Source organism: Cellulomonas sp. IC4_254 (assembly GCF_011603975.1).
Classification (GTDB): Bacteria; Actinomycetota; Actinomycetes; order Actinomycetales; family Cellulomonadaceae; genus Cellulomonas.
The window spans coordinates 1-13,077 of sequence record NZ_JAANNB010000112.1; the positions used below are offsets into that span (position 1 = coordinate 1).

7 protein-coding genes are annotated in these 13,077 nt (G+C 75.2%); 2 read left to right on the forward strand and 5 right to left on the reverse strand.

What is annotated here, in order from left to right; genetic code table 11:
* Positions 1-142 precede the first annotated feature (142 nt).
* From G6556_RS11900 to valS, 5 genes are all read right to left on the reverse strand, one after another.
* On the reverse strand, positions 143-1,957 hold the full coding sequence (locus tag G6556_RS11900; RefSeq protein ID WP_166941554.1) for an AMP-dependent synthetase/ligase: 1,815 nt from the start codon (positions 1,955-1,957) through the stop codon (positions 143-145).
* A 176-nt stretch (positions 1,958-2,133) separates the two neighbouring features.
* The gene (locus G6556_RS11905) at positions 2,134-2,910 is read right to left on the reverse strand and encodes an amino acid ABC transporter ATP-binding protein (protein WP_166941556.1); all 777 of its coding nucleotides are present in this window, start codon (positions 2,908-2,910) and stop codon (positions 2,134-2,136) included.
* Positions 2,907-3,752: an amino acid ABC transporter permease gene (locus G6556_RS11910; protein ID WP_346774855.1), complete on the reverse strand. Its 846-nt coding sequence runs from the start codon at positions 3,750-3,752 to the stop codon at positions 2,907-2,909. Before G6556_RS11910 ends, G6556_RS11905 begins: the two co-directional genes overlap by 4 nt.
* A 1-nt stretch (position 3,753) precedes the next feature.
* Positions 3,754-4,578 carry a transporter substrate-binding domain-containing protein gene (locus G6556_RS11915; RefSeq protein WP_166941558.1) on the reverse strand — a complete coding sequence of 275 codons (825 nt, stop codon included), beginning with the start codon at positions 4,576-4,578 and terminating at the stop codon, positions 3,754-3,756.
* A gap of 188 nt (positions 4,579-4,766) precedes the next feature.
* Positions 4,767-7,475 carry a valine--tRNA ligase gene (gene valS, locus G6556_RS11920; protein ID WP_166941560.1) on the reverse strand — a complete coding sequence of 903 codons (2,709 nt, stop codon included), beginning with the start codon at positions 7,473-7,475 and terminating at the stop codon, positions 4,767-4,769.
* A gap of 180 nt (positions 7,476-7,655) precedes the next feature.
* On the opposite strand from valS, the gene G6556_RS11925 reads away from it, so the two are divergent.
* Together G6556_RS11925 and G6556_RS11930 are read left to right on the forward strand one after the other, a co-directional pair.
* Complete coding sequence (locus tag G6556_RS11925; RefSeq protein ID WP_346774856.1) at positions 7,656-11,546, forward strand: Pls/PosA family non-ribosomal peptide synthetase; 3,891 nt, start codon at positions 7,656-7,658, stop codon at positions 11,544-11,546.
* A complete protein-coding gene (locus tag G6556_RS11930; protein WP_166941564.1) occupies positions 11,543-12,892 on the forward strand; it encodes a M1 family metallopeptidase in 1,350 nt (449 codons plus the stop codon). The genes G6556_RS11925 and G6556_RS11930 overlap by 4 nt, the downstream gene beginning before the upstream one ends.
* Positions 12,893-13,077: the final 185 nt, after the last annotated feature.

The window sequence follows — 13,077 nt, forward strand, 5'->3', positions numbered from 1 at the left end:
GACACAGGGCGCTCCAGGTGGCTCGTGCGGGCACGCGGCCGTTGCCGCGCGCGATCGCGAACCTAGGGGCCGGCTGTGCGCGCCGTCCGCCGAACGGCGGGTGAAAAACCCGTGGTCGGACCGGTCCGTCGGACCGGCGCGGTCACTTCTCCCGCGTGTCGACGTACAGCTCGTCGACGTCCGCGGCGAAGTCCTTGAGCACCAGCGCGCGCTTCACCTTGAGCGACGGGGTCAGGTAGCCGTTGGCCTCGGTGAAGTCGCCGTCCAGCACGCGCACCTTGCGGATGGACTCGGCGCGCGACACGGCCTCGTTCGCGCGGGCGGCGGCGCGGTCCAGCGCGGCGAGCACCTCGGGGTGCCGCCCCGCGGCGCGGACGTCCATGGGCGGCAGGCCGTGCATCGACAGCCAGCCGGGCAGCATGTCCGCGTCGAGGGTGACCAGCGCGCCGATGAACGGGCGGCCGTCGCCGACGACGACGACCTGGCTGACCAGCGGGTGGCCGCGGAACCGGTCCTCCAGCACGGCGGGGGCGACGTTCTTGCCGCCCGCGGTGACGATGAGCTCCTTGGCGCGGCCGGTGAGCCGCAGGTAGCCGTCGTCGTCCAGGGTGCCGATGTCGCCGGTCGCGAACCAGCCGTCGGCGTCCAGCACCTCGGCCGTCGCCTCGGGGTTGTCGTGGTACCCGCGGAACACGTGCGGGCCCTTGGCGAACACGTTGCCGTCGTCGTCGACCCGCAGGGAGGTGCCGGGGTAGGCGGGGCCGACGGTGCCGATCTTGATCAGCCCGGGGCGGTTCACCGCGGACGGCGCGGTGGTCTCGGTCAGGCCGTAGCCCTCGAGCACGACGAGGCCGAGGCCGCGGTAGTAGTGGCCCAGCCGCTCGCCGAGCGGGGCACCGCCGGAGATCGCGTACCGCAGCGAGCCACCCATCGCGTCGCGCAGCTTGCGCAGCACGAGCGACGAGGCGAGGGCGTGCGCTGCCTTGAGCTGCGCGGACGGCCCGGAGGCGGTGTCGAGGGCGCGGGAGTAGGTGATGGACACCTTCGCGGCCCAGCGGAACAGCTTGAGCTTCGCGCCGTGCCCGGCCTTCTGCTCGGCGGAGTTGTAGACCTTCTCGAACACCCGCGGCACGGCCAGGATGTACGTCGGCCGGAACGACGCGAAGTCGGCGAGCAGGTTCCGGGTGTCGGGGGTGTGGCCCAGGGGCGAGCCGGCCTCGATCGCGACCATCTGGATGAACCGCGCGAACACGTGCGCGAGCGGCATGAACAGCAGCGTCCGGGAGCCGGGCGTCGCGCAGACCTCGGTGAGCGCGGCGACGCCGTTGCGGGCGTTGTCGACGAAGTTGCCGTGGCTCAGCTCGACGCCCTTGGGCCGGCCGGTGGTGCCGGAGGTGTAGATGATCGTCGCCAGGTCGGCCGCGGTGGCCAGCGACCGGCGGCGCTCGATCTCGGCGTCCTCGACGCCGGCGCCGGCGGCGACCAGGTCGGCGAGCCCGCCCTCGTCGATCACCACGACCTCGCGCACCGCGGGTACGGCCTCGCGCACCTGGCCGACGACCGCGGCGTGCGCGGCGGTCTCGACGACGACCAGCGAGGCGCCGGAGTTCGACAGGATCCACTCGACCTGCTCGGCCGAGGACGTCTCGTAGACCGGCACGCCGACGCCGCCCGCGAACCACACGGCGAAGTCGGTCAGCGTCCACTCGTACCGGGTGCGCGACATGATCGCGACGCGGTCGCCCGGCTCCAGGCCCCGCGCGACGAGCCCCTTCGCGAGCGCCGTGACCTCCCGGACGAACTCGGCGACCGTGACCGGCGCCCAGGAGCCGCCCAGACCGGTCGACCGCTCGAAGATCACGCTCGACGCGCCGCGCGCCAGACGCCGCAGCAGCAGGCCGGGCACGTTGAGCGCGGGGTCGTGCGGGGCGGGCGTGTCGGCGCTGAACTCGCGCATCGGTGCTCCTGGTGCGGGGATCGGGGTCCGGGCGGCACCGCGCTGACGAGCGGCGACGACCGTTCCCGTCATGCTATCGGCCGCCCGTCCACCCACCCGGGACCCGTGACGACAAGACCGGGCCGCCGGGGTCGTGGGATCCCGACGACCCGGTCCGGGTCGTGCGTGCGTGCGGCTCAGGCCACGTCGGTGTGCGTCGGGTCGAGCACCCGCTGCAGGAACGTCCGGGTGCGCGCCTCGCGGGGCGCCCCGATGACCTGGTCCGCCGGGCCGTCCTCGACGATCACCCCGCCGTCCATGAACACGACGCGGTCGCCGACGTCGCGGGCGAACGCCATCTCGTGCGTGACGACGATCATCGTCATGCCGCCGTCCGCCAGGTCCCGCATGACGCCGAGCACGTCGCCGACGAGCTCCGGGTCGAGGGCCGAGGTCGGCTCGTCGAACAGCATGAGCTGCGGGTCCATCGACAGCGCCCGGGCGATCGCGACCCGCTGCTGCTGCCCGCCGGACAGCTGCGCCGGGTGCGCGTCCGCGCGGTCCGCGAGGCCGACGCGTTCCAGGTTGGCCCGGGCGATCCGGTCCGCCTCCGCGGCGGAGCGCTTGAGCACGCCCCGCTGCGCCATGGTGCAGTTCTCCAGCACGGTCTTGTGCGCGAACAGGTTGAACTGCTGGAACACCATGCCGACGTGGGTCCGGACCTGGTCGATGTCCACGTCCGGGTCGGTGACGTCGACGCCCAGCACCTCGACGGCGCCGCCGGTCGGCTCCTCCAGCAGGTTCACGCAGCGCAGCAGCGTCGACTTGCCGGAGCCCGACGGGCCGATGACGCAGACGACCTCGCCGGCGTGCACGTCGAGGTCGATGCCGGTGAGCACCTCGCGCTCGCCGAACGCCTTGCGCAGGCCGGCGATCCGGACCACGGGGGTGCCGGTGGGGGAGGTGGCGGTCATGTGCGGCTCCTCGCGCCGGTGCGCTTCTCCAGGTACCGGGCGAGCTGGCCCAGGGGGAGCGTGATGAGCAGGTAGCAGGCGCCGATGACGAACAGCGGCGTCAGGCCGCCCTGCGCGCTGTTCAGCGCGTCGCGGCCGATCTTGGTCAGGTCGTACTGGCTGGTCGCCAGGCCGAGCAGGAACACCAGCGAGGTGTCCTTGGTCAGCAGGATGAACTCGTTGGTCATCGGCGGCAGCACGATCCGGAACGCCTGCGGCACGACGACCTGGCGCAGCGTGCGCCCGTGCGACATGCCGAGCGACCGGGCGGCCTCGACCTGCCCCTTCGGGACGGCCTGCAGGCCGGCGCGCAGCGTCTCGGCGATGTACGCGGCGGACACCAGGCCGAGCGCGAGCGCGGCCTTCACGGTGACCGACGGGATGTTGACGCCGAACGCGATCGGCACGGCGTACCCGAACGAGATCACGACCAGCAGCGCCGGGATGCCGCGGAAGAACTCGATGTAGACGATCGCCAGCCACCGGTAGAGCCCGACCGACGACAGCCGCATGAGCGCGAGCACCGTGCCGAGCGACAGGCCGACGGCGAACCCGGCGAAGGTGTACTCGAGCGTCTTGAGGAACGCGGCGGGGATCAGCGCGGCGATGTCGCTCGCGGCCTGCGCGTTGAAGAAGTTGGTGCCGACGTTCTCCCAGTCGATCGCGAGCGCGACCGCCACGAGCACGATCACCAGCAGCGCGTACTGGGCGAGCCGGAACGCCCGCTGCCGCCGGCGGGGGCTCCACCGGCGCCGGGACGCGGGCAGCGTCCCGGGCGCCGGCGTCGACGACGTGGTCGTCACGTCAGCCGTCCGACGGGCTCGGCTCGGCCGAGGCGGTGTCCGAGCTCATCGGCGCGGTGCCGATGTACTGGGTGTAGAGGTCGTCGTAGGTGCCGTCCTCGCGGATCCGCGCCAGCGTGTCGTTGATCTGGTCGAGCAGCGCGGTGTTGCCCTGCTTGACGCCGAGGCCGTACTGCTCGCCGGTGGAGAAGTTCGCGCTGACCTCGAAGCCCTCGGAGACGTACGGGCCGAGCACCGCGATGTCGTTGACGACCGCGTCGACCTGGCCGGTCTTGAGCGCCTGGATCTGCAGGCCGAGGTCCTCGAACTGGACGGTCTGCAGGCCGTTGTCGGTGGCCCAGGTCTCGCCGGTGGTCGCCTGCTGCACGCCGATGGTCTTGCCCTCGAGCGCCTCGACGCTGTCGAGGTCCGAGCCCTCCGGGACCAGCAGGCCCTGGTCGGCGTCGAAGTACGGGTCGGAGAAGTCGATCTTCTCCTGGCGCTCGGGCGTGATCGTGATGCCGGAGGCGACCACGTCGCAGTTGTCCGTGTTGAGGTCCGCGCCGGACTGGATGCCCTCGAACGGGGTCACCTTGGTGGTGAGCGTGACGCCCAGGTCGGTGGCGACCTCGTTCACGATCGCGATGTCGAGGCCGACGACCTCGCCGTCCTCCTCGTACTCGAACGGCTCGTACGGCGGGTTGGTGCAGACGGTGAGGGTGCCGTCGGAGACGAGCTGGACCCCGCCCTCGGACGAGGCGGCGTCGTCACCGCTGCCGCCGCAGGAGGCGAGCAGCAGCGCCGCCGCGACGGCGGCGGGCAGGGTGGCGAGGGTGCGGGTGCGCATGGGTGACTCCTGGTGGGGGAAGACCGGCCGCAAGACTATACATTCCCGACGATACGTATGCATAACCAGTCCCGATGGGGACGAGGGTCCCAGACTGCCACGCCGGCGCGCGCCCGCACGGTGGCGCACACGACGACGAGGGGCGCCCCCCCGGGTGGGAGGCGCGCCCCTCGAACGGCTCGCGGTCGTCAGGCCGTGGGCTTCTGCTTCGGCTCGGGCGGCAGCAGCTCGGCGTCCCGGGCCACGACCGTCGCGTCCGGGGCGTCCGGCACCTCGACGACGTCCAGGTCGCCCGTGGCGCGGCCCGCGGCGCGGACGTCGCCCAGCGCCACCTGCACGCCGGCCAGCAGCGAGGCCGGCACCTCCAGGCGGGCCCGGAGGATCTCGGTGCGCATCGAGACCTTGGCCTCGGACTTCACCTTGCGCAGCGCGGCGAGCGCGGCACCCGCGGCGGCGACCACGGCCGGGTCCCCGTCGCCGGCCGCCGCGCGCAGCGGCTCCGCGACGGGCCACGGCGCGCGGTGCACCGAGCCCGCGCGCCACCAGGACCAGACCTCCTCGGTCGCGAACGGCAGCACCGGCGCGAACAGGCGCAGCAGCACGTCGAGCGCGACGTTCAGCGCGGCGCGCGCCGACGCGGTCTCGGGCGTGACGTCGGACGCCTCGGCGCCCGCGCCGTACGCGCGGTCCTTCACCAGCTCCAGGTAGTCGTCGCAGAACGTCCAGAAGAACGTCTCCGTGAGCTCCAGGGCGCGGGTGTGGTCGTACGCCTCCAGCGCCGCGGTGGCGCGGTCCACCACGTCGGCCAGGCCCGCGAGCATCGCGCGGTCCAGCGGCACCGTCACCAGAGAGGCGTCCAGCGCGGACGCGCCCTGCGCGGCGGGGCCGAACGACAGCGCGAACTTCGACGCGTTGAGCACCTTGATCGCCAGCCGGCGGCCGATCTTCATCTGGCCGACCTCGAACGCCGCGTCGGTGCCGAGCCGGGCCGAGGCCGCCCAGTACCGGACCGCGTCCGAGCCGTGCTCCTCGAGCAGGCCCATCGGCGTGACGACGTTGCCCTTCGACTTCGACATCTTCTTGCGGTCGGGGTCGAGGATCCAGCCCGAGATCGCCGCGTCCTTCCACGGCAGGCTGCCGTGCTCCAGGTGCGAGCGGACGACCGTCGAGAACAGCCAGGTCCGGATGATGTCCTGGCCCTGGGGGCGCAGGTCCATCGGGAACACCCGCTCGAACAGGTCGGGGTCCGTGCGCCAGCCGCCCGCGATCTGCGGGGACAGCGACGACGTGGCCCAGGTGTCCATGATGTCGGGGTCGCCCACGAAGCCGCCGGGGACGCCGCGCTGCTCGGCCGTGTAGCCGGCGGGGACGTCGGAGGACGGGTCGACCGGCAGCTGGTCCTCGGTCGGGAGGATCGGGTGGTCGTGGTCGACCTCGCCCTCGGCCGAGACGGGGTACCAGACCGGGAACGGCACGCCGAAGAACCGCTGGCGCGAGACGAGCCAGTCGCCGTTCAGGCCGCCGACCCAGTTCTCGTACCGCACCCGCATGAAGTCGGGGTGGAACCCGAGCTCGGTGCCCCGGGCCAGCAGCTGCTCGCGCAGGTCGGCGTCGCGGCCGCCGTTGCGGATGTACCACTGGCGGGACGTCACGATCTCGAGCGGCTTGTCGCCCTTCTCGAAGAAGTTCGCCTTGCGCTGGGTCGCCTGCGGCTCGCCGTCCAGGTCGCCCGACTCCCGCAGGCCGGCCACGACCGCCTCGCGCGCCGAGAACGTGGTCTTGCCCGCGAGCTCGCCGTACAGCGCACGGCCGGCCTCGTCGGTGATCCAGTCCGGGGTGTCCCGGACCAGGCGGCCGTCGCGGCCGATCACCGAGCGGGTCGGCAGCTGCAGCTCGCGCCACCACTGCACGTCGGTCAGGTCGCCGAAGGTGCAGCACATCGCGATGCCCGCGCCCTTGTCCGGCTCGGCGGCCGGGTGGGCGAGCACGGGGACCTCGACGCCGAACAGCGGGCTGGTCACCGTGGTGCCGAACAGGTGCTGGTAGCGCTCGTCGTCCGGGTGCGCGATGAGCGCGACCACGGCGGGCAGCAGCTCGGGGCGGGTGGTCTCGATGTACACCGGGTCGGCGCCGTCGCGGTGGAACGCCACCTTGTGGAACGCACCCGGGTAGTCGCGCGCCTCGAGCTCGGCCTGGGCGACGGCGGTCTGGAACGTCACGTCCCACAGGCCCGGCGCCTCGGCCTGGTACGCCTCGCCGCGGGCGAGGTTGCGCAGGAACGCCTGCTGGGCCACGGCGCGGGCCTCGGCGGAGATGGTCTGGTAGGTGCGCGACCAGTCGACCGACAGGCCGAGCCGGCGCCACAGCGCCTCGAACTGCTGCTCGTCCTCGACGGTCAGCCGCTCGCAGAGCTCGACGAAGTTGCGCCGGCTGATCGGCACCTGGTCGGCGGCCTTGACGCTCTTGCCCTCGCCACCCACGTGCGGCGGCGTGAAGTCGGGGTCGTACGGCAGCGACGGGTCGCAGCGCACGCCGAAGTAGTTCTGCACGCGGCGCTCGGTGGGCAGGCCGTTGTCGTCCCAGCCCATCGGGTAGAACACCTCGGCGCCGCGCATCCGGCGGTACCGGGCGACGACGTCGGTGTGCGTGTACGAGAACACGTGGCCCACGTGCAGCGAGCCGGAGACGGTGGGCGGCGGGGTGTCGATGGAGTACACCTGCTCGCGGGTCTTCGACCGGTCGAACGCGTACGTGCCCTGCTCGGTCCACGCGCCGTCCCAGCGGTCCTCGACGCCGTCGAGCGACACCCGGTCCGGTACCTCGCGCACCGCGCGTACGGCCGCGGCGGCGGTCGTCGGGGGTGCGGCGGGCGTGGCGGCGGGGGACAGGTCGGTCATGGGCACACATCTTCCCAGATCTCCGGGCCTGCCCCGACGCGACGGGGTATGACCGGGACGCGAACACCGGGCGACGCCTCGGTGAACGGGCCCGGGCCGCCGCGACCCGGGCGGGGAGGCTGTGTCACAGTGCCGGTCGGCCGCCCGGGACGAGGCGCGGCCGACGGGCGGGAGGAACACGTGGGCGAACCGGACGGGCTGCTGCGGTCGGGGCTGGCGGCGCCCCCGCGGACCCTCGCGGACGTGCTGGCGGCGACGGTCGCGGCGCACGGCGACGCCCCGGCGCTCGACGACGGCTCGACCGTGCTGACGTACGCGGAGCTGGACGCCGTGGTGCGGGCCGGTGCGGCGGCGCTGGCGGCCGAGGGCATCGGTCCCGGGTCGCGGGTCGGCGTGCGGGTGCCGTCGGGGACCGCGGAGCTCTACACGGCGATCCTGGCGGTGCTGGTGGCGGGCGCGGCGTACGTGCCGGTGGACGTCGACGACCCGGACGAGCGCGCGCGGACCGTGTTTGCCGAGGCCGCGGTCGACCGGGTGCTCGCCGAGGGCGACCTGCCCGCGCTGGTGGCGGCCGGCCGGCGCCGCGGGCCGGGTGCGGCGGTGCGCGGCCCGGGGCTCGGCGACGACGCCTGGATCATCTTCACCTCCGGGTCGACCGGGGCGCCCAAGGGCGTGGCCGTGACGCACCGGTCGGCCGCCGCGTTCGTCGACGCGGAGGCGCGGCTGTTCCTCGCCGGCGCGCCGCTCGGCCCGGGGGACCGGGTGCTCGCGGGGCTGTCCGTCGCGTTCGACGCGAGCTGTGAGGAGATGTGGCTCGCCTGGGCGCACGGCGCCTGCCTGGTGCCCGCGCCGCGCGCGCTGGTCCGCACCGGCATGGACCTCGGGCCGTGGCTGGTCGCCCAGGGGATCACCGTCATCTCCACGGTGCCGACGCTCGCGGGCCTGTGGCGGCCCGAGGAGCTGGCGGGCGTACGGCTGCTGATCTTCGGCGGCGAGGCGTGCCCGCCGGAGCTCGCCGCGCGGCTCGTCACGCCCGACCGCGAGGTGTGGAACACCTACGGGCCCACCGAGGCGACGGTCGTCGCGTGCGCCGCGCGGCTGACCGGCGAGGGCCCGGTCCGGATCGGGCTGGCGCTGGACGGCTGGGACCTGGCGGTGGTCGGCGAGGACGGCACGCCGGTCGCCGACGGCGAGACGGGCGAGCTGATCATCGGCGGCGTCGGGCTCGCGCGGTACCTCGACCCGGCGAAGGACGCGCAGAAGTACGCGCCCGCGCCGGCGCTGGGCTGGGACCGGGCGTACCGCAGCGGCGACGTGGTCCGGCTGGACCGCGCGGGGCTGCTGTTCGTCGGGCGCGCGGACGACCAGGTCAAGATCGGCGGCCGGCGGATCGAGCTCGGCGAGGTCGAGGCGGCGCTCGGCGCGCTGCCCGACGTCGTGGGCGCGGCCGTCGCGGTGCGGCGCACGCCCGCGGGGACCGCCGTCCTCGCCGGGTACCTGGTGCCGGCCGAGGGCGCGACGCTCGACCTCGCCGACGCCCGGGCCCGGCTGCGGGCCGTGCTGCCCGCGGCGCTGGTGCCGCTGCTCGGCGTCGTCGACGCGCTGCCGACCCGCGGGTCCGGCAAGGTCGACCGGGACGCGCTGCCGTGGCCGCTGCCCGGCGCCGGGGCACCGGCCGGCGGCGGGGACGCGGGCGGCGGGGCCGTCGCCGGGCTGACGCCCACCGCGGCGTGGGTCGCGGAGCGGTGGACCGCGGCGCTCGGCGCCCCGGTGTCCGGCCCGGACGACGACTTCTTCGACGCCGGCGGCGGCAGCCTGGTCGCCGCGCAGCTGGTGTCCGCGCTGCGCGAGCGGTTCGGCACCGTGACCGTCGCCGACGTCTACGAGTACCCGCGGCTGGCCGACCTGGCGCGCCGGCTGGACGAGCTCGAACCCGCGGCGCCCGCCTCGCAGCGGGTGGTGGTGCCGACCCCCGGCCGCGCCAGGGTGGTCCAGACGCTGCTCGGCGTGCCGCTCGCGGCGCTGGTCGGGCTGCGCTGGCTGACCTGGCTGCTGGCCGCCGAGCAGCTCCTCGCGGTCACCGAGGCCGTGCCGTGGCTGGCGCCGGTGCCCGCGTCGTGGTGGTGGCTGGCCCTCGGCTGGGTCCTGCTGATCAGCCCGCTCGGCCGGATGGGGTCGACCGTGCTGGTCGCGCGCACCCTGCTGCGGGGGCTCCGGCCGGGGCGGTACCCGCGCGGCGGGTCGGTGCACCTGCGCCTCTGGTTCGCGGAGAGCTGGGCGGCGGCCGCGGGGGCCGAGAACCTGTCCTGCGCGCCGTGGACCGCTGTCTACGCCCGCGCGCTGGGGGCGAAGGTCGGCGCCGACGTCGACCTGCACACCGCCCCGCCGGTCACCGGCCTGCTCACGCTCGGCGACCGGTGCGCCGTCGAGCCGGAGGTCGACCTGCGCGGGCACTGGCTCGACGGCGACGTGCTGCACGTCGGCCGGGTGCGGATCGACAAGCGCGCGACCGTCGGCACCCGGAGCACGCTGGCCCCCGGGGTCCGGATCGGGCAGGGCGCGCAGGTCGCGGCTGGCTCGGCGGTGCTCCAGGGCGTCGCGCCCGGCGAGCTGTGGGCCGGGTCCCCGGCCGCCTTCGTCGGCCCGGCCGCCGAGTCCTGGCCCGCGGGCCGGGCCCCGCGCGGGCGCCGCTGGGTCGCGGTCTACGGGGTCACGGCCGCCGCGCTCGCGGCCCTCCCGGTCGTCGCGGCGACCGTCGGGCTGCTCGTCGTCGCCGCGGGCGTGCGGGACGCCGGGTCCTGGGGCGGCGCGTGGGACGACGCCCTGCGCGCCGTGCCGCTCGCCGCGCTCGCGTCGTTCGCGGTGCTCGCGCTGGTCACGCTCGTCGGCGTCCGGCTGCTCGGGACCGGCGTCGCCGAGGGCCACCACCCGGTGCGCAGCCGCGTCGGCTGGCAGGTCTGGGCCACCCAGCGGCTCATGGACGACGCCCGCAGCACGCTCTACCCGCTGTACGCCAGCACCCTGACGCCGCTGTGGCTGCGGGCGCTCGGCGCGCGCGTCGGCCGGGACGTCGAGGCGTCGACCGTGCTCATGCTCCCGTCGCTCACCTCGGTCGGCGCGGGGTCGTTCCTCGCCGACGACACGCTGATCGGGTCGTACGAGCTCGGGCGCGGCTGGCTGCGCGTCGAGCGGGCGAAGGTCGGCAAGCTCGCGTTCCTCGGCAACTCCGGGATGATCGCCCCGGGCCGGGCGGTGCCCAAGCGCGGCCTCGTCGCGGTGCTGTCCGGCGCGCCCGAGCGGGCCAAGCCCGGCACGTCCTGGCTCGGGTCGCCGCCGGAGCCGCTGCGGCGCACGCCCGGCGACGCCGACACCTCGCGCACCTTCGACCCGCCGGCGCGGCTGCGCGTCGCCCGGGCGTTGGTCGAGGCGTGCCGGCTGCTCGCGGTCGTCGTGGCGTTCGGGATCGGCGTCGCGGTGCTCCTGGTGCTCAGCGAGGTCGCGCACGGCCGCGGCCTCGGGGTCGCCGCGCTGCTGTCGCCGGTGGTCGTCGTGGGTGCCGCGGTCGTGGCGTGCGCGGTGGCCGTGGTCGCCAAGTGGGCGCTCGTCGGCCGGATCCGCGCGGGGGAGCACCCGCTGTGGAGCGGGTTCATCTGGCGCAACGAGCTCGCCGACGCGTTCCTCGAGGTGGTCGCGGTGCCGTGGCTCGGCCCCGCCACCGTGGGCTCGCCGGCGATGAACCTGTGGCTCCGGGCGCTCGGCTCGCGCGTCGGCCGCGGGGTCTGGTGCGAGACGTACTGGCTGCCCGAGGCGGACCTCGTGACCCTCGGGGACGGGGCCACCGTGAACCGCGGGTGCGTGCTCCAGACGCATCTGTTCCATGATCGGGTGATGAGCATCGACACCGTCCGCCTGGACGACGGCGCGAGCGTCGGCCCGCACGGGGTGGTCCTGCCCGCCGCGGGCCTCGGCGCGGGCGCCTCCGTCGGCCCCGCCTCCCTCGTGCTGCGCGGCGAGTCCATCCCCGCCGGCACCCGCTGGACCGGCAACCCGGTCGCGCCGGTGACCGCGTGACGGCTGACCCGGGGGCGCCGGGACCCACGGCGCCGGACGTGCCGGCCGGGGTGGACCCGTACCTGCCCAACCGCGGGCCGGGCGGCCTCGACGTCACCCGGTACGACCTGGACCTGGACTACCGGGTCGCGACCAACCGGCTGGACGCGCGCGCCGTCGTGCACGCCACCGCCGCGGCCGACCTGGACCGGCTCGCGCTCGACCTGGTCGGCCTGCAGGTGTCCCGCGTCCTCGTCGACGGGCGGCGGCCCGGGCGGTTCGCCGTGCGGGACGGCCGGCTGGAGGTGCGCCTCGCCCGCCCGGTCGCGGCCGGCGCGTCGCTCACGGTGGAGGTGCACTACGGCGGCAGCCCGGCACCGCGTCGCGGACCGTGGGGCGACGTCGGCTGGGAGGAGCTGACCGACGGCGTCATCGTCGCCGGGCAGCCCGACGGCGCGCCCTCCTGGTTCCCGTGCGACGACCGGCCCTGCGCCAAGGCCGCGTTCCGGATCGCCGTCACCACCGAGGTCGGCTACGAGGTCGTCTGCAACGGCGCGCTCGTCTCCCGCCGGCAGCGGTCCAGCCGGGTGCGCTGGGAGTTCGAGCAGCGGGAGCCGACGGCGCCGTACCTCGCCACGGTGCAGATCGGGCGGTACGAGCGCGCCGCGCTCGCGGCCGGACCCGTCCCGCAGGACGTCGTCGCCCCGGCCCGGCTCCGGGCCGCGCGCTCGCACGACTTCGCGCGGCAGCCCGCGATGATGGAGCTGTTCGTCGACCGGTTCGGGCCCTACCCGTTCGCCCGGTACGACGTCGTGGTCACCGACGACCCGCTGGAGATCCCGCTGGAGGCGCACGGCCTGTCCGTGTTCGGCGCCAACCACGTCGACGGCCAGCGCGGGACCGAGCGGCTGGTCGCGCACGAGCTCGCGCACCAGTGGTTCGGCAACAGCCTCACCGCCGCGACCTGGCGGGACATCTGGCTGCACGAGGGCTTCGCCGCGTACGCCGAGTGGATGTGGGAGGAGCACGCCGGCGGCCGGTCCGCCGACGCGCAGGCCCGCACCGTGCGCCAGCGCCTCGCCGGGCTGCCGCAGGACCTGGTCATCGGCGACCCCGGCCCCGACCTCATGTTCGACGACCGGCTCTACAAGCGCGGGGCGCTCACGCTGCACGCCCTGCGGCTCGACCTCGGGGACGCGGCGTTCTTCGACGTGCTGCGGGCGTGGACGACGCGGCACCGGCACGGCACCGTCACCACGGCGGCGTTCGAGGCGTGCGCGGCGGACGTGGCGCGGGCGGACGTGCGGCCGCTGCTGGCCGCGTGGGTCGGCGCGGCCCCGCTCCCCGTGCTCCCGCGCCACCGCTGACTCGCGCTCCCGCTCGCGCTCCCGCTCGCGGAACCCGCGCGCGCGGGGGAGCGGAGCCGGCGCGTTCGGAGGCTCCCACCGGTGTTCGAGGTGCACGCCGGAGCCCTCCGAGCACGCGCGCGCCCCTCCGTACCGCGTCGGAGCCTCCGAGCGGGCACGGGCGGGAGGTCAGGCGAGGGTGGTGG